This window comes from Dyella sp. AD56 (assembly GCF_002878475.1).
Taxonomy (GTDB): Bacteria; Pseudomonadota; Gammaproteobacteria; order Xanthomonadales; family Rhodanobacteraceae; genus Dyella.
Genome location: NZ_NRDP01000020.1, coordinates 38,619 through 54,398 on the forward strand (window position 1 = coordinate 38,619; position 15,780 = coordinate 54,398).

General features: G+C 62.4%; 16 protein-coding genes. 8 read left to right on the forward strand and 8 right to left on the reverse strand.

The features are described 5' to 3' along the window. Positions 1-45 precede the first annotated feature (45 nt). From DyAD56_RS13430 to DyAD56_RS13455, 6 genes are all read left to right on the forward strand, one after another. Positions 46-1,755 (forward strand): ShlB/FhaC/HecB family hemolysin secretion/activation protein, encoded by a 1,710-nt coding sequence (locus DyAD56_RS13430; RefSeq protein ID WP_233202418.1) that lies wholly within the window; start codon positions 46-48, stop codon positions 1,753-1,755. A 280-nt stretch (positions 1,756-2,035) separates the two neighbouring features. Then, the gene (locus DyAD56_RS13435) at positions 2,036-2,620 is read left to right on the forward strand and encodes a lipocalin-like domain-containing protein (protein WP_158241343.1); all 585 of its coding nucleotides are present in this window, start codon (positions 2,036-2,038) and stop codon (positions 2,618-2,620) included. Positions 2,621-2,666: 46 nt separating this feature from the next. Further along, positions 2,667-3,449 carry a class I SAM-dependent methyltransferase gene (locus tag DyAD56_RS13440; RefSeq protein ID WP_199178965.1) on the forward strand — a complete coding sequence of 261 codons (783 nt, stop codon included), beginning with the start codon at positions 2,667-2,669 and terminating at the stop codon, positions 3,447-3,449. Between the two features lie 256 nt (positions 3,450-3,705). Beyond that, positions 3,706-4,560 (forward strand): LysR family transcriptional regulator, encoded by an 855-nt coding sequence (locus tag DyAD56_RS13445; protein WP_102303348.1) that lies wholly within the window; start codon positions 3,706-3,708, stop codon positions 4,558-4,560. Positions 4,561-5,135: 575 nt separating this feature from the next. Continuing rightward, positions 5,136-5,633, forward strand: a complete 498-nt coding sequence (locus DyAD56_RS13450) for a lipocalin-like domain-containing protein (protein ID WP_158241344.1) — start codon at positions 5,136-5,138, stop codon at positions 5,631-5,633. A gap of 18 nt (positions 5,634-5,651) precedes the next feature. Next, the gene (locus DyAD56_RS13455) at positions 5,652-7,436 is read left to right on the forward strand and encodes a DUF885 domain-containing protein (protein WP_199178966.1); all 1,785 of its coding nucleotides are present in this window, start codon (positions 5,652-5,654) and stop codon (positions 7,434-7,436) included. A 76-nt stretch (positions 7,437-7,512) separates the two neighbouring features. Here the strand turns inward: DyAD56_RS13455 and folE2 are convergent, their stop codons facing one another. The 8 genes from folE2 to DyAD56_RS13495 form a co-directional block, all read right to left on the reverse strand. Beyond that, the gene (gene folE2, locus DyAD56_RS13460; protein WP_233202419.1) at positions 7,513-8,454 is read right to left on the reverse strand and encodes a GTP cyclohydrolase FolE2; all 942 of its coding nucleotides are present in this window, start codon (positions 8,452-8,454) and stop codon (positions 7,513-7,515) included. Positions 8,455-8,482: 28 nt separating this feature from the next. After that, on the reverse strand, positions 8,483-9,790 hold the full coding sequence (locus DyAD56_RS13465; RefSeq protein WP_102303280.1) for a S8 family serine peptidase: 1,308 nt from the start codon (positions 9,788-9,790) through the stop codon (positions 8,483-8,485). Continuing rightward, complete coding sequence (locus tag DyAD56_RS13470) at positions 9,787-10,422, reverse strand: hypothetical protein (protein ID WP_102303281.1); 636 nt, start codon at positions 10,420-10,422, stop codon at positions 9,787-9,789. Before DyAD56_RS13470 ends, DyAD56_RS13465 begins: the two co-directional genes overlap by 4 nt. Then, positions 10,419-11,006, reverse strand: a complete 588-nt coding sequence (locus DyAD56_RS13475; RefSeq protein WP_102303282.1) for a sigma-70 family RNA polymerase sigma factor — start codon at positions 11,004-11,006, stop codon at positions 10,419-10,421. The genes DyAD56_RS13470 and DyAD56_RS13475 overlap by 4 nt, the downstream gene beginning before the upstream one ends. A 64-nt stretch (positions 11,007-11,070) precedes the next feature. After that, positions 11,071-11,859, reverse strand: coding sequence for a TorF family putative porin (locus DyAD56_RS13480; protein WP_102303283.1), 789 nt, complete (start codon positions 11,857-11,859; stop codon positions 11,071-11,073). Positions 11,860-12,040: 181 nt separating this feature from the next. Then, positions 12,041-12,388 carry a c-type cytochrome gene (locus DyAD56_RS13485; protein WP_102303349.1) on the reverse strand — a complete coding sequence of 116 codons (348 nt, stop codon included), beginning with the start codon at positions 12,386-12,388 and terminating at the stop codon, positions 12,041-12,043. A gap of 70 nt (positions 12,389-12,458) precedes the next feature. Then, positions 12,459-13,721, reverse strand: coding sequence for a cytochrome C (locus tag DyAD56_RS13490; RefSeq protein ID WP_233202425.1), 1,263 nt, complete (start codon positions 13,719-13,721; stop codon positions 12,459-12,461). Between the two features lie 113 nt (positions 13,722-13,834). Next, positions 13,835-14,446, reverse strand: coding sequence for a cytochrome b (locus DyAD56_RS13495; protein WP_102303285.1), 612 nt, complete (start codon positions 14,444-14,446; stop codon positions 13,835-13,837). A 241-nt stretch (positions 14,447-14,687) separates the two neighbouring features. Here DyAD56_RS13495 and DyAD56_RS13500 point away from each other — a divergent pair, with 241 nt between their 5' ends. Together DyAD56_RS13500 and DyAD56_RS13505 are read left to right on the forward strand one after the other, a co-directional pair. After that, complete coding sequence (locus DyAD56_RS13500; RefSeq protein WP_102303286.1) at positions 14,688-15,125, forward strand: FdtA/QdtA family cupin domain-containing protein; 438 nt, start codon at positions 14,688-14,690, stop codon at positions 15,123-15,125. Further along, positions 15,110-15,775 (forward strand): acetyltransferase, encoded by a 666-nt coding sequence (locus DyAD56_RS13505; RefSeq protein WP_102303287.1) that lies wholly within the window; start codon positions 15,110-15,112, stop codon positions 15,773-15,775. The genes DyAD56_RS13500 and DyAD56_RS13505 overlap by 16 nt, the downstream gene beginning before the upstream one ends. Positions 15,776-15,780 lie beyond the last annotated feature (5 nt).

Here is a 15,780-nt window from a genome sequence, read left to right on the forward strand (position 1 = left end):
TCGACACCGCGTCTTTCGTCAATCAACTGTTTTCGAATGGAACTCATGAATACCAAGTCCTATTCCGCACCGCGCCTGGGCGCGCTGGTCACCATGATGTCGTTGGCGCTATCCGGTGTAGCGAGCGCCCAGCAAGCATTTTCAGGCGCGCCGGTGCAGTTGCCCAACGCCGGGTTGCTGCTGCAGCAAGTGCCGCAGCAACCCGCGACGGTACCGCCATCGGATCTCGATCTGCGGATGCTGCGTTCGGAGCATCGGCCTGCGGGTGACTCGCATGCTTTCCTGGTCAAGGGCATCCAGATCGTGGGCAATAGCCTGCTGTCCACGGACAAGCTGCATGCACTCGTCGCCGATAGCGAAGGCAAGCAACTGACGCTGACGGATCTCGACGGTCTTGCCGACCGCATCAGCACCGCTTATTTGAAGGCGGGATACCCTCTGGTGCGCGTCTACGTGCCGGCCCAGACCTTGAGCGATGGCATAGTAAAGCTCGCGGTAGTCGAAGCTCGGTACGGCAAGGTCGTGCTGCAGAACGACAGCGCAGTGAAGCAGGACACTCTCCAGGCGACTCTGGCCCCGTTGCAGGCAGGGCAGCCGGTATCCAACTACGCGCTGGAACGTAGCCTGTTGTTGCTCTCAGATATTCCGGGTGCACAGGCCAGTTCGGCGATCAGGCCAGGCGATGAGGCGGGCACCTCAGACCTTGTCGTCGACGTGACCTCGGCGCCCCGTTACACGGGCACCCTGGGCATGGACGACTTCGGCAACGCCTATACCGGCCGCGCACGTCTTACCGGCAACTTCGACGTGAATGGTCTGCTGCATCGTGGCGATCTGCTGGATGTCAGCGCCGTGAGCTCGGGCGGCGGCATGAACTACGTGCAAGGCGGCTATCGCTATCTGCTCAACGGCCAGGGCACCACCTTGCGCGTGGGTGTGTCGTCACTGCATTACCACCTGGGCGATGATCTTGCGCCGCTCGACGCCTACGGATCTGCGCTGGTCGGCAGCGTGACGTTGACGCAGCCCATCATCCGCAACACCGCGGGCAATCTGTATGGGCAGTTGGAGTTCGACCACAAGCTGCTGAAGGACGATATCGGCGTGGTGATGATCGACAACGATCGTCAGGCCAATGTATGGGTGGCCACCCTTGCCGGCGATCAGCGCGACGACCATGGCGTGACCAACTTCAACATCAGCGGTTCGCGGGGCAAGATCACCTATACCAACGACCTGGCCGAACTCATCGACATGCTGACTTCACGCACCCAGGGCTCGTACACCAAGTACGGCCTATCGGTGTCCCGCCTGCAGCAGTTGGGCGCCAATGACGCCATCTATGCCGGTTACACCCAGCAGTGGGCCAACAAGAACCTGGATACGTCGGAACAGTTCTTTCTTGGTGGCTCCAATACGGTTCGTGGTTATGACACGGGCGTGCTCGCCGGCTCGCAGGGCAACCTGTTCACCGCAGAGTTCCGGCACGACTTCAGTGTGACGGGCGTGCCGGGGCGGTGGCAGGCGTCACTGTTTGCCGATACTGGCCGCGTCGAGGTCTACAAAAACCCCTTCACCCAGGGCATCAACAGCGGTCGACTCAGCAGTGCGGGTATCGGCCTGCATTGGGCGGGAGCGAATGGCTGGATGGCCATGGCCTCGGTCGCCAAGCCTATCGGCAACACGCCGGAGATTCTGCGCAACGTCGACACGAAGTCCAGGCTGTGGGTTCAGGTGCAGAAGGGATTTGACTGATCCTTTCATCCAAGGTGATGTATTGGGGCGAATAAGCGCGGGGTCTTTCCAGCGCTTCCGCACTCACTTCTCACTCAGAGTTATCGCGGATATAGCGCGCTATGTGAGTAAAGGGCAGGGAGGCACTGCGGAGCCTTCGTCGGGCGGCTAGTCGATGTAGCCATCCATGGCCGGTGCAGTCATGTTGTTTCGCAATGACTGAAATACGTGTTCGATGGATTTATCGCCCCGGGATGGCCGGCTACGCTCGGTCATTGCCTTACGTGCCCCGGCGACCGTCATGCATCGATACCCATGGATTTTCGCGCTTTGTTTCCTGGGGCTGACGCTCTCGCACGGCGCTGTGGCCAGCGCGACGGATTTTGAGAAAGCGGTGCAACGCGCAGACACGGCGCCCACTCGCTCCGAGACACCCCTGGCCACAGGCGACGGTGTGCCCGCGTGGCTGGTGGGAACGTGGGTCCTGGTGCGCTGTGACAGCGTCTATCCGGATGGCCGGCTCGCGGAACCGTACGGACCCAGCCCGGAAGGGTTGTGGATCATCGATGGTCAGGGGCATTACGTGATGCAGATCGTCCGGGATGAGCGCGGACGCCCCGCCGCCAATGACACGTCCACGAGCATGTCCGCCGACTATCGGGCGGCGTCCATGGATGTCAGCTCGAACTACGGCTGGATACGTGCCGATGGCGCACAACTGCACACGCACATCGCACGCGCGTCGTCCCCGTATTGGGACGACAGGGATACCGATGCCGCCTATCAGCTTCAGGGCGACCAGCTGACTTACGCCCTGGACAAGCCGTCCAGCGGTACGTCGGCGGATGCGCGCGGCGTCATGGTGTGGCGTCGCCTGAGAAACTGATTCGATGCAAACACTTCAACCCCACGCTTCCGGAGCGATACGATCCATGAACAAGTTCTTGTTGTTCGGTCCCCTGTTGTTTGTCACCACCACGCTGGCTCACGCCGACGCGCCCACGCTGCCGGCGTATGTGTCCGCGGCGGTTGCCGATCATGCAAGGCCCGATGTCGATACGGCGCGGGATGGTGATCGCAAACCGGCTGAATTGGTCGCCTTGGCGGGGATCAAGCCCGGTGACAAAGTGGCTGACCTGCTTCCTGGTAGCGGCTATTTCACGCGTATCTTCAGCAAGGTCGTTGGGCCGAAAGGGCATGTGTACGCGGTTATTCCAGCCAGTGTTGCCCAAGGCGCTGCAAAGAAGCTCGACAGTATCAAGGCGCTGGCTGCCGATCCGGCGTACAGCAATGTCACGCTTGCCATCCGACCCTATGATCAGATTGGCGGCGACGAACCGCTGGACGTGGTCTGGACATCGCAGAATTATCATGACGTCTACGGCGCCGTCAGCGTTTTCGCCGTGCCCGGCACAACCGGCGCACAGGAGGCAGCCATCATGGATGTTGCCGCTTTCAAGGCGTTGAAGCCCGGCGGCATCTATCTGGTGACGGACCATGTGGCCAAGGTGGGCTCGGGCGAACCTGAAGCCAAGAGTCTGCACCGCATCGACCCGGCAGTCGTCATCGCCCAGGCAAGTGCGGCAGGTTTCGTGCTGGAGGCGCGCAGCGACATCCTCGGCAATCCGAAGGACGGCCACGAACAGATCATATTCGCGCCGGAGATCAAGGGTCATACGGACCAATTCGTGTTGAAGTTCCGCAAGCCCCGTTGAGTTTGTTGCCACTCCAACACGTCGAAGGTTGCTGAGTGGAAGTCGCACGTATCACGATTGCGGCCCGTGCGTGCATGAGGTGGCGCGTTTTTCGTTGCGGCACGCGCCGCCCGTCGTCATGCCTTTGACCTTCAAGGCATGACGGCAAGGTGCGGCACGTATATTCTGGGCGAACGCTTAGGCAACTAGCACCCTCTGGCGCATGCGAAGCCAGCTGAGTGCCATCCTGGGCCATCCGCCACGCAACGGGTTCATCATGAAAAAGCTCGATCTCGACGCCGTCAAGGCGTTCGTACTGACCGCTGAATTGCAGAGCTTTACGCGGGCCGCGCAAGCACTGGACAGCACGCAATCGGCTGTCAGCATCAAGCTACGGCGCCTGGAAGAACAATTGGGACGGCGCCTGCTGGAGCGCACGCCACGACAGGTGCGTCTTTCTTCCGAGGGCGCTACCTTTCTTGAGGCGGCCCGTGACCTGGTTTGCGCGCATGATCGGGCGGTTGCCTCGTTCGACGTGGAAAAGCGCCGCATGGTCATTGGTATCAGCCACCAATTAGTGGGCAGCGAGTTGCCCGCGCTGCTGCGACACATGAATGATCATGACCCTCACTTGGTGATCGAGCTTCGCGTGGCCGGTTCTCGCGAGATCAGCCAGGCCTACGAGGCGGGCGCGCTGGACGCGGCGCTGGTGCTGCAGGCGCGCGAACAGCGACGCAATGGCGAAGCGCTGTTTACCGAATCGTTCGCCTGGATCGCCGCTGCAGACTGGCAGCCCCGTGCCGGCCAGCCGCTGCCGCTGTCGACGCAGGGTGAGTCCTGCAGTATTCGCGCGGGCGCCGTGCACGCGCTCGACCAGGCCGGCATTGCCTGGACCGAAGTGTTCGTGGGCAAGGGCGCCTCGGTGGTGGGCGCCGCCGCCGCGGCCGGGCTGGCCGTTGCAGTGCTGGCGCGACGGAGTGCACCCAGCGGCACGATCGACATTGGCCCGACACTGTCGCTGCCGAACTTGCCCACGCAGGAGGCCGTGCTCTATACGGCGCTTCATGACCGGCGTTCACGCAACGCGCTGCATACCCTTAGTGTGGCTTTCAAAGGCCTGACTCAGGCGTGATGCTGGTGATCGGGTTCAGCGTGGGCCGTTGTCGATGCGACATGAGCTTTTCGTCGCGCATCGCGCAAAACATCGATCAGTCGCGTAAACAGGAGCAGGGATGCGTGAGCGGCAACCAGTGGTGAGGGTTCAGCCCACCACGGTGAGATCTGGGGCTGTGCTTTGTTTGCTGGCGAGTCCTCTTGCTTCATGCGCGCGGCTCTCTTTTCAGAATGGATGGCGTGGCCTATAGCTGGCCGCCGTCGGCGCTCCCGCGCCTGGTTTCGCAAACCCCATCAGTACGCCGAGGAAGGTAAGTCGCCGCAGGATGGCGAAACAGACCGTGTACGATATTTCAGTCATCGCGGCCTGATATGTGGATGCATCACCGTTCGATCCGCACGCTGCGCGCCGCGCCGGTGTAGCGGTATTGATAAAGCGCATCGCAGAAATATTCCGCGTCGCCTGTCAACCGGAAAAGAGGCTCCCTAGGATGCGGACCATCTAACAACGGGGTATGTCACATGCGCGTCTTGTCCGGACTTCTGCTATCAACCCTGCTTGCAAGCTCCTCGGCGTTCGCCATGGAAAGCAGCATGACCTCGCCCCTTGCCGGTACATGGACCCTGAAGTCGGCATACGACCTGCACAAGGACGGCAGCAAGACGTTCGGCTTTGGATCGAAGCCCACGGGAATCCTGATCGTCGGCGCGCAGGGTGAATACTCCCTGCAGGTATTTCGCAGCAACGAACCGACCTTCGCCGTGGATGAACACGGTGCGCGCAAGGAGTTCAAGCCTGCCGAGCTGGCCAGCACACACTACGGCCACGTGAAGCTGGATACCCAGGCGCACACGGTCACGTTTCAGATTGACCAGTCCTATATCCAGCGATGGAACAGTACCGTGCAGGTGCGCCCGTACACGTTGACCGGTGACGAGCTGAGCTATCAGGTGCCGCCTCAGCCCGGTAGCGACAGCGTGGCCGTATCGGTATGGCAGCGTGCCGGCAACCCTCATGTGTCAGTATCGAAGGGCTCCATGGAGCAGGGCTTGGCAATGCGCCATTCCGGTACCGACGTGGGGACGCCTTGAGTGGGAATTGGAATGGGTATGAAGCGCTGGCGAGTGATGACGGGGCTGTTGGGTTGCGCCATTGGCATGTCGGCGCAAGGCAGTGATGTATCGCAACGCGTCAAGGCATTCGACGCGCTGCTGGCCGAGCAATGGCAGCATCAACTGGAAGCTAGTCCCGAGTCTGCGACGACGTTGGGTGACCTGCGTTACAACGATCGCTGGAGCGATGCCTCGCTGGCGCATGTGCAGAGCGAGCGCACCATTGGCCTGGATTTCCTGAAACGCTTCGAGGCGGTGGACACCCAGGGCTTTGCGGACGAGGAGAAGCTCAACCAGCAGCTCATGGTGCGGCAGCTGAAACAGGATCTGCGCGCCATCGACCTGAAGCTGTACGAGATGCCCTTGGACTACCACCACGGTATACAGCTGCAGCTGCCCGGCTTGATCAGCTCCATTCCGTTCGACAACACCAAGGAATACGAGGACTACCTGGCTCGTCTGAAGGCGATTCCGCGGGTGCTGCAACAGACCACGGAGGTTGCCCGCCAGGGCATGCATGACGGCATGATGCCGCCGCGGTTCCTGCTGGAAAAGGTGGCCGTCCAGATTGACGGCATCGCCAAGCCGGCAGGTGCCGATAGCGCGTTTGCTTCGCCCTTGAAACATTTCCCGGCCAGCGTGTCGCCGACCGATCAGGCGCGCCTGCGGGCGGCGATTACCGCTGCCATCGACAACGACGTGCGTCCTGCGTATCGCAAACTCGGTCAGTTCGTGTCCACGGAATACGCGCCTCACGGGCGAAGCGAGCCCGGCATATGGCAGCTGCCAAGAGGGGATGAGATCTACCGTTTCGCCGTGGAGCAGATGACCACCACCGAGCAAACGCCTGCGCATATCCATGCTCTGGGACTGGCGGAGGTGACGCGCATCGAGGCGCAGATGACGGTAATCGCCAAGGCGCAGGGCTATCCTGACCTGGCGAGCTTTCGCGCAGCGCTAAAAGACGATCCGAACGTGCATGCGCGATCGCGCGAGGACATTCTCGATCGCTATCGCGGCTTCATTGCACAAATGCAGCCACAATTACCCAAGCTGTTTGGACTGCTGCCCAAGACCCCGCTGGAAGTAGTGCCGGTGGAAGCCTATCGCGAGAAGGGTTTCCAGATTGCCTCGTACCAGCAGGGCACGCCGGACGGCTCGCGTCCGGGGCAGCTCTACGTCAATACCGGTGACTATGCCAGTCGCACGACGGTGGACATGGAATCGGTGGCGTATCACGAAGGCATTCCTGGCCATCACCTGCAACTTTCCATCGCGCAGACGCTGCCCGGCTTGCCGCCGTTCCGCCAACAGGCGGACTACACCGCCTATATCGAAGGCTGGGCGCTCTACGCCGAGCAGTTGGGCAAAGACATCGGTTTCTACAAGGACCCGCTATCAGACTACGGCCGCCTCACAGGAGAGCTGTGGCGCGCCGATCGCCTGGTGCTGGATACGGGGGTGCACTACAAGCATTGGACGCGGCAGCAGATGGTGGATTACTTTCGCGCCCACTCCAGCGTGGCCGAAGCGGATATTCAGACCGAAACTGATCGCTACATAACCTGGCCCGGTCAGGCATTGGCGTACAAGGTTGGCCAGCTGAAGATGTTGGAGCTGCGTGAGCGCGCTAAGAAGGCGCTGGGCAGCCGTTTCGATATCCGCGCCTTCCACGACCAGATCCTCGGGGGCGGAGCGTTGCCACTGGACGTGCTGGATGCGCGCATCAATGCCTGGATCGATACCGTCAACAGCGGCACGGCTTCCGTTTCCCGATCATGATGTCATCGTGGAAATTGAAAGTCGCTGGTTGGTGCTGGCTATACGGTACACACTCGCGTTGAGCGGCCTTGGCAGGCTATTGGCGTTGCGGTAGTGAAACTTCCTGCTCTTTTCTCGCGTACGCAACTGCGTTGTGGGCATGAAGACTTTCCTGGTGCACGATGCGTACGTGAAAGTCCGCAATGCTGCAGTCCGTGTCTAGCGCTCGCTGGATTCGTCGCGCCGCATCCTCGCAGAACATAAGGTTGCTGCCATTGGCCAGCGCGAAGGCTTGCTCGTCCTGACGTTTGACGATCGTCTGCACAGGCGTGCCAAGCGAAGCCTCGATACGATCGACGAGCGCAGCGACATCCCATGCTGTGCCCTGAGCTAGCCGGGTCCAGACGTAGGCGATGCTGCGCTGTGCATGGGGTGTGGCGGGTACGCCCTGTTCGCCGCCCAGCCACGCAGACGCTACGTTGCAGGGCACATGGGGTTGCGAAGAGAAACGCTGCTCGAAGTGCTGCTGGATCACTTGCCGTGCCAGTGCTGCAGACGCGGGGCAGGTTGAGGAGTAGGCGATCTCGGTGGCTACGGTGATGTCCAGGCCGCGTTCGTCCAGTGTCCCTTCGATGGTGACGGGATAAACGCGCCACCCGTGGAGATCGCTGCGCAGTGCCTTGCGGCGTAGTGCCTGATCAAAACGCAGGCGAATACGAGCGCGGTCGGCAAGTTCCTCGTGCGATTGCAGGAAGGCGCGCAACAGCTGCTCCAGCGTGTGGGCATCGAGCGTTGTATCGCCAAGGTGTTGGTCGATAAGACGGTACAGGCGTGACATGTGGATGCCGCGCTGATCGCTCCGGACAAGATTGACGAAGGCGTCCACACGGCCGATGACCTGCTGCGTGGAATCAGGGCCGGTAGCGATGCGCATGGGCATGAGGATGTCCTCCATGCCCACCCACGCCAGTGGCCCGCTGGATACGGGTTCGGCATGGACGTCGGGCATGAGGGAGAGCGGTTCGGGGATCTGCTTCACGTTGGCCCTTATGGCATGGGGTTATGCGTCAGTGATGCGGAGCGGCGCGGCTTTGGCCAAGCGCACTGACCGCCGCTGCCGCGTCGACCTGTTGTGCGCCACCCACCATCCTGCTGCTGTGCAAAAGCAGATCGTGGACGTCGTGGGCATCCAGGTTCGGGGAAAGCGAGAGCAATAACGCAACGATGCCGCTCACGTGCGCAGCAGCCATGGACGAGCCGGATGTGAAGTCGTATCCCCCGCCTGGCTGGGTCGTCAGTATGTCGTTGCCTGGCGCGCTGAGCACGCCGGTTGGCGCGCTAGAGGCGTTGCTGACGCGTACCACGAGCACGCCGGGTGCGCTGTCGGGGAACCCTGCATGGCTTCCATCGGGTGGCATGGCGGCAACGATGATGCGTTGTTGCCCCAGCAACTGCTTCAGCAGTCTGTCGAGCAAGGGGTCGGATGGACCGCCCAGGCTGAGGTTGATGATGCGTGCATCGGTGTCGAGGATCGCGGCCAGGGCCTTGGCGAGCGTAAACGAGTTGCAGTGCGCGCCGTCGGGGCTGTTGGCGGGATACCAGCAGGCCTTGTAGACACTGATGATGGAGTGAGGAGCGATGCCGACGATGCCGACGTGGTTGTCGCCGACGGCACCGATAATGCCGGCAACCTCAGTGCCATGCGGATCGCGATTGAAGGCTGGGGCATTGTCATCGACTTCGTTGCTGGTGTCGTGAATGCGCCCCTGCAGGTCCGGGTGCGAGGTATCAACGCCCGTGTCGACAATGGCGATATGCACGCGATCGCCCTGGCTGACGTTGTGCGCCAAGGCGGCGTCCGTTTCGACAAAGCCGCGTTGCAGGTTGGCGTAGGGGTCGTTGTATTCGTGCGCGTTGTTCTGCACCTGCGAATACACGCTGTAATCCTGCAGCGGTTGCGCCAGTGCGACGCGGTCGTCCTTGGCCAGCACGGCGAGCAGCTCGTCGCGCGTCATGCCGGGCGGCGGCTCGAGCACGATGCAGTACAGGTTCAACGCCTTGATGGGCCAGCCGACCACTTCGTGCCAGCCGTAGTGCTGCCGCATGGCCTGCAGCTCCGAGATGGCGCGCTGCCCGGCGCCGTAGTTTGCGGTAGGGACATAGCCGAGCATGGTGGAGCCCGCGTGTGTGGGTGGCGGGTCCTGGGGATTGGCGACGGCGAGCACGATGTCGCGCTCGCTGTTCATCGCGGTGATGGCATGGCTATTGGCAGTGGTTTGATCGACTGCTGCGCCCGTCGGCTGATCCGGGCGCAAAGGCGCACAGGCCCCCAGCAGGCTGGCGGCGAACAGGAGCAGCAGTGCAGCGTACTTCATGGGCTGGCGGCGACGGGCTCGGCGAGGCGGATACCGTGCGTGGTGCGTAATTGCTGAAGGGCTACCTCTACTGTGGACGTATGCGTAGGCATCACGGTGTAGGCGCCGACGTCATTGGGGCCATTGATCACCTCGAGCTGCAGTGAGTGCAGCAACGTATTCCAGTCGGCGAGCTTCATGTTCGTATCGGGAACCACGCGAATGGCGCCCGGCGCGACCGGTTGAGCAGGGCTGCTCAATGTGCGGTACGGCGAGTGTCCGCTGTCAGACGACCAGAGTTCCACGCCAAGGATGCCTATACCCACTGCCTGTACCAGCACGGCGGCCACCAGTGCGCGGGTGAGCCAGGTGCCAACGCGCGCCCGAGGCGTCGCTTCATTGGCTTCACTCGCGTCGATGCGGCCCATCAGACGCTTGAGGCCGGCCTCGGGATCAAGCTGGGTGTCGGTGGGCAGGGCCAGCGCAAGGCGCAGCCGACTCTGTTGAGCGAACTCCTCGCGGCAGGCTTCGCAGCGCGCAAGGTGGTCGGTGAGCCAGGCGCTTTGCTCCTGGGGAGCGCTGTCCTGCAAAACCCAGGGCATGGCGTCCCACGCCCGGGCACAGTCCTGGTCAGTATCTTTCGTCGACTTCATGGCACGCGGTTCTCTTTGGGCGTGATCGGGTCGCCAGCCAGTGCCGGCAAGATGTTGCGCAACTTCACCCTGGCGTGGAACAGCCGCGCCTTCACGGTGCCAACCGGGCACTGCATGATGGTTGCGACGTCGTCCAGCGTGTGGCCCACGCCATAAACCAGTTCCACCACCACGCGTTGATCAGCCGATAGGCGCTCCATGGCCTTGCCCAGCCAGTCACGCAGTTCGCGGTCCTCGCCAGGGTCGAAGGCCGGGGTGCGATCTTCGGGCAGGCCTTCATCGTCCACTGGCTCATCGCCGCGCTGGCGTAGCGCTTTCAGGCCGCAGCGATAGGTGATGCCGATGATCCAGGTCGATACCCGAGAGTCACCGTTGAAGGCGCCGGCCTTCTGCCACACGATCCAGAAGCAGTCGTTGATGACCTCTTCGATGACGTCGTTCCGGCGGGTAAGGCGAGTCAGGAACCGGCATAACCGACCGTGATAGGCGCGGTACAGCGTAGCCAGTGCCGCGCGGTCTCCCGCCGCCGTGCGCTGGAGCAGCAGGCGATCTGTCTCGTCGGCATCGATATCGGCATCTTTCATGGCTGAGGCGAAGGCAGGGTGTTACCCGGTAGGTGCCCGAAAAGACCGAAATGGTTGCATTGAGCTAAAACGACCACGAGATCGTGGCGACCCAGGGCGAGGCGGCCAGGTTGTCCTGGCGCAGGGTCGCGTCGACGAGGACACGGTCCACTTCCACGCGCCACGGCCCCTGGCCCCAGATCAGCCCGAGGTGTCCGTACCCATAGGAGTTTACGCGGTCGCCGTTGCGATAGCGGTGAGCGCCGTATTCATCGTTGTAGACGCGGTAGTAAGGCACCTGGGCCTGGGCATAGCCGGCACCCGCGGAAACGGAGAAATGGAAGGGCAGCGGCCAGTGGAAATCCACGTCGGCGGCGCCGCGCAACCGGTGGTTGTCGCCGCCTGTGGGGGCCAGTGCGGTGACCCCCAGGGTGAGGACGTCGCGATAGATCCAGTTGGCGCTGCCTTCGGCGCGGTTGAAAGCGCCATTGCCCCGGCCCGGGTAATCGTAATAGGCAAGGCCGGCGACGAACTGCCAGTCCGGCGCGATCTGCCAGGCGCGGGAAGCCTGGGCGAATGCTTCAGCGAGCGGCGTCGCGTTGCGCACTTCCGTGCTGGCGGCGACGCCGAATGACCAGCCCGAGGGGAGTGTCCAGGACGCCGCCCCCTGCAGAACCGCAGTGTCAGGGGTGACCGCCAGGCCACGGTCCACGAGCTGTGAGCTCAGTGCGACTGTGCCGCTGACATTTCCCGACTGCGCGTGCGCCGCCCATGGCATGCAGGCGCATGCGAGCAAGGTCGACAGCACGATGGCGAGCTGATGTCGCCGGTGTGTGTCGGCACGGGCAGGTGGCTGGTCGGTGCCTTGTTTCATCGGCGCCCCGATAGGGAGGCATCCACGCGAAGCGGCGTGGAAAACGCCGCGGGCGGACATGGCCGGTTACTGCTGGCAGGAGCCTCGCCGTGCAACATCGGTCCCAGGATTGATCCGCGTCGGTGCCGCCCTAGGTTAGTGGGCGGAAAGAGCCGTGTATACGTGGACGCCCCTCCGCGCATCAGTGGTTCGACTGCAGATAGGCGATCAGGTCATCGAGTTGCCCGGCATCGTCGAGCCCCGAGTACTTCATCTTGGTTCCGGGGTTGGCTTTCTTGGCCGGCTGCGACAGGTACCAGTGCAGCTTGTCCTCGGTCCATGCCCAGTCGGCGTTCTTCAGTGCATCCGAATAGCTGTAATCGGCGATGCTGCCGGCGTGGCGGCCCACGATACCGAACAGGCTGGGGCCCTTCTTGTTGTGTCCTTGCTTCGTGGTGTGGCACTCGGCGCATTCCTGCTTGAATACGCTCGCTCCGGCGCCGGCGTCGCCAGCCAGTGCGGGCAGGGCGCCTACGCCGTAGAACAGCATCATCGTCATCAAGGCGCTGCGCGCCATTCTCCCCAGCTTGGGTATCGTCACGTCCAGGCTCCAGCAGGTGTCAGAACGCAACGCTTGCGCTCAAGGTAAAGGCATCGAGGTCTTTGGCTTGGGTCATGGGCACGCCGGGTGGCGCACCGAAGATGTTGTCGCTCACGCCGTTGAAGCGCGTGAAGCGGAACCAGGTGGCGGCAATCTTCAGGTTCGCTTTCGATGTGAACGAGTCATCCTTGCCAAACGGTGTCCAGTACAGACTGATCAGGTTGGCGGTGCTGTCCGGTGTGCCAAACGGCGGATAGCGCGCGGGATCCTCCGTGCCCGTGCTTACCAGGTGGGCCACCTGCAGGGCATAGCTCTGCAAGAAGGTATAGGTCACGCTGAGTGTGCGGTCGTGCGCATCCCCGCGCGACTTGGCCGCTAGCCCGTTGATGGTGGGCGTGCTGCCATAGTTCCGTTGTTCCAGGATGTTCACAAAGCTCGCCTGCACGATGTGTTCGCGATTGCCAAGGAACTGGTACGTCAGGTCGTAGCCGAGGTCGGTGATGTCGTCGCTCTGCGCATTGCGCGGTAGTTGACGCTTCGTCGTGAGTGCCACGACGCCGGCGGAAAAGAACTGCCGCTTCATGTCTTTCATATACGCAAAGCGGAAGTAACCCGTGTCGCTGAGCCGGCCGGGATCACCGGAGGTGTTGTAACCCAGGTGGTCTTGCGTCGAGGTTGGCATCGCGTTGTAGGTGCCGATCTCGCCGTACCAGTTGTCGTCGTACAGCGCATACACGCCGCCGCCGATCACGCGGTTGTTGAGCGAGTTGGGGCTGGACAGGTTGAGCAGCGTGCCGGATATCGCCGGCGGCCCGAGCGTCGATGCGTTGGGCAGGGCGCCGATAGGGTCGTCGAACCCGGGGCTGTTGTTGACGCTTACACCGACGATGGTGTCTTTGCCGGCGATCTTCAAATCTTTGGCGACGAAGCGCAGGTCCAGGTTACTGAGCTTGGTGCTGAATTGATTCTTGCCGTTATTGTCCGTCTCCACCTTGACGAAGCCGCCGAGGTGATCGCTGATGCGGCCCGCCAGATAGATGTCCGCTTCCGTGAGCTGTGTGGTGTTGTCGCCGCGCTCCGGTACCGTGCGTGTGCCGATGAGCTGTGCAGCCACCGGGATCTTGGTGCCCTGTCCATCCGTGTCGGTGTATCCGTTGAGTTTGAAGCGCATGCCATAAGGCGTCAGTGCGGGGCCGTACGCACCCGCGTGGCAATCCGCGCAGGCGGATCCCGTCTGGCGTGCGTAGGCGGGCACCGCATGCGCGCTGTTGCCGGCCAGCATGGATAGCACGACAACGACGGCATAAGCGGCGCACAAGCGCCAATGGCGGATTAGGGCAGGCGGCATGAGATCTCCTGGTCTCGACGGGGCTTGCGCGGGGAAGTGGGCGTTGTTCATGAGCGCCGCCGCCCGGGCAGCATCAGGCGCAGTGTGCGATCGCGCAGCACGACGTGGTGCCAGAGCGCGGCGGCCACATGCAGCGTGATCAGTGCGAGCAATAGCCAGGCGACGCCCTGGTGCCAATCGGTAAGGCTGTCGGCAAGATCCTCGTCACTGGCGACGATGGCGGGCAGCGTGAGGCCGAAGAAGTGCACCGGTTTGCCCTGTGCATTGCTGAGCGCCCAGCCAAGCAAGGGCTGAATCAACAGCAGCGCATACAGAGCCAGATGGGTCGAGCCAGCGGCGAAGCGGATCAACGGTGACGTGTCCCCCTCGGCCGGCCATTTGCCCAGCCGAAAACGAAGCGCCGCGCGCACAACGAACAGCAGCAGCACCAGTAGCCCAAAGTGGCGATGGCCTTCCAGTAGCCACATGCGCAACGCGCGGCCGTCCACTTCGTCGCGTACCAGGATGAGGATGGCTGCTATGGCGAGGAACAGCGCCGTCAGCCAGTGCAAGGCCACCAACGCGCGTGGTCGTGCCGGCGGATCATCGGCATGGGCGTCACCGGGTACATGCGCCTGGTGGTCGTCTGTCGTCGACGGAGTCTTGTTCTGCCATTCCATGTACGAACCTCTGTGCCTCGCCTCGATGGTTCGCGCGGTCCATGCGTCCATCCGTCCCGGTGAAACGGAAAGGATGGCCGCAAGGGGCGAGCCTGCGTTGTGGCGTGAGTGCCCGGTCCGAACGGAAAGGTTGTGCCGGTGTGCCGCCATCGCGGAAGAGGTGTCACGCAACCTTGTGCGTGGAGGATGGCACTCAGTCCCTAGAGTCCCCGATGACGACTCCACACGCCGGGCCGGGAGCATGGAAATCGAACGCGTTCAATTGCAGAAGCATGGTGATCACGGCGGCATGCTCATTGCCCTCGAACAGGACATCAATGTGCCTTTCGTGATCCGCCGCGTGTACTACATTTTTTCGACACAGCACGACGTGCATCGTGGCAAGCACGCCCACCGGCAATTGCATCAGTTGGCCGTGGCCGTGCGTGGGTCGGTGACCATGCTGCTCGATGATGGTACGGGGCCGGTCGAGGTGGTGCTCAACGATCCTTCCCAGGGTTTACTGCTCGGCTGCATGGTGTGGCGGGAGCTCTACGACTTCAGCGACGACTGTGTACTGATGGTGCTGGCGGACCATCTCTATGATCCTGCCGACTACATCACCGATTACGACGTCTTTCTGAGCGAGGTGAAAGACCTTGCTTATCCGAATGGGCGGGTGGCATGCCAAAGCGTCTAGTCCTGATCGGTGCGGGCGAACTGGCGCAGATCGCCTGTGAGTATTTCGAGCACGACAGCGACTATGAGGTTGCGGCCTTCAGCGTGGAGAGTCCGTACCTGACTGAGCCGGAGTTGGCGGGGCGGCCGGTCGTTCCGTACGAAGTGCTGGAGTCGCTCTATCCCCCGACCGAGTTTGAGGCTTTCGTGGCGGTGCCGGCGAGCCAGCTCAACCGCCTGCGCGCTCGCCTCTATCTGGATGCAAAAAGCCGTGGCTATCGCTTCGCGACCTACGTGAGCTCACACGCCTTCGTATGGCGCAACGTCGAGGTGGGCGAGAACAGCTTCATCTTCGAGAACAACGTGATTCAGCCGTTTGTGCGCATCGGCAACAACTGCATCCTGTGGAGTGGTAACCATATCGGTCATCGCACGGTGATTCGCGACCATGTCTTCGTGGCATCGCACGCGGTTATCTCGGGCTACTGCGATATCGGCGAAAGCAGTTTCATTGGCGTCAACACCACGTTCAACGACCACGTGAAGGTGGCGGCGGACAACGTGATCGGCTCCGGCGCGCTGGTCCATCGGGATACGGAGCCGGGGAAGGTCTACGTCGGGTCGCCGGCCAAGGCGGTGCCTGGTCGGTCCAGCTTTGACGTGAAGCTCTGAGTGCC

Excerpts from the sequence above, each read along its gene's own strand:
- DyAD56_RS13490 (WP_233202425.1), bottom strand. The coding sequence starts at position 13,721 with ATGCTGGCCGGCAACAGCGCGCATGCGGTGCCCGCCTACGCACGCCAG.
- DyAD56_RS13475 (WP_102303282.1), bottom strand. The coding sequence starts at position 11,006 with ATGAAAGATGCCGATATCGATGCCGACGAGACAGATCGCCTGCTGCTC.
- DyAD56_RS13465 (WP_102303280.1), bottom strand. The coding sequence starts at position 9,790 with ATGAAGTACGCTGCACTGCTGCTCCTGTTCGCCGCCAGCCTGCTGGGG.
- DyAD56_RS13430 (WP_233202418.1), top strand. The coding sequence starts at position 46 with ATGAATACCAAGTCCTATTCCGCACCGCGCCTGGGCGCGCTGGTCACC.
- DyAD56_RS13435 (WP_158241343.1), top strand. The coding sequence starts at position 2,036 with ATGCATCGATACCCATGGATTTTCGCGCTTTGTTTCCTGGGGCTGACG.
- DyAD56_RS13455 (WP_199178966.1), top strand. The coding sequence starts at position 5,652 with ATGAAGCGCTGGCGAGTGATGACGGGGCTGTTGGGTTGCGCCATTGGC.
- DyAD56_RS13480 (WP_102303283.1), bottom strand. The coding sequence starts at position 11,859 with ATGAAACAAGGCACCGACCAGCCACCTGCCCGTGCCGACACACACCGG.
- DyAD56_RS13495 (WP_102303285.1), bottom strand. The coding sequence starts at position 14,446 with ATGGAATGGCAGAACAAGACTCCGTCGACGACAGACGACCACCAGGCG.
- DyAD56_RS13485 (WP_102303349.1), bottom strand. The coding sequence starts at position 12,388 with ATGCTGTTCTACGGCGTAGGCGCCCTGCCCGCACTGGCTGGCGACGCC.
- DyAD56_RS13500 (WP_102303286.1), top strand. The coding sequence starts at position 14,688 with ATGGAAATCGAACGCGTTCAATTGCAGAAGCATGGTGATCACGGCGGC.
- DyAD56_RS13445 (WP_102303348.1), top strand. The coding sequence starts at position 3,706 with ATGAAAAAGCTCGATCTCGACGCCGTCAAGGCGTTCGTACTGACCGCT.
- DyAD56_RS13440 (WP_199178965.1), top strand. The coding sequence starts at position 2,667 with ATGAACAAGTTCTTGTTGTTCGGTCCCCTGTTGTTTGTCACCACCACG.
- DyAD56_RS13470 (WP_102303281.1), bottom strand. The coding sequence starts at position 10,422 with ATGAAGTCGACGAAAGATACTGACCAGGACTGTGCCCGGGCGTGGGAC.
- DyAD56_RS13450 (WP_158241344.1), top strand. The coding sequence starts at position 5,136 with ATGACCTCGCCCCTTGCCGGTACATGGACCCTGAAGTCGGCATACGAC.
- DyAD56_RS13505 (WP_102303287.1), top strand. The coding sequence starts at position 15,110 with ATGCCAAAGCGTCTAGTCCTGATCGGTGCGGGCGAACTGGCGCAGATC.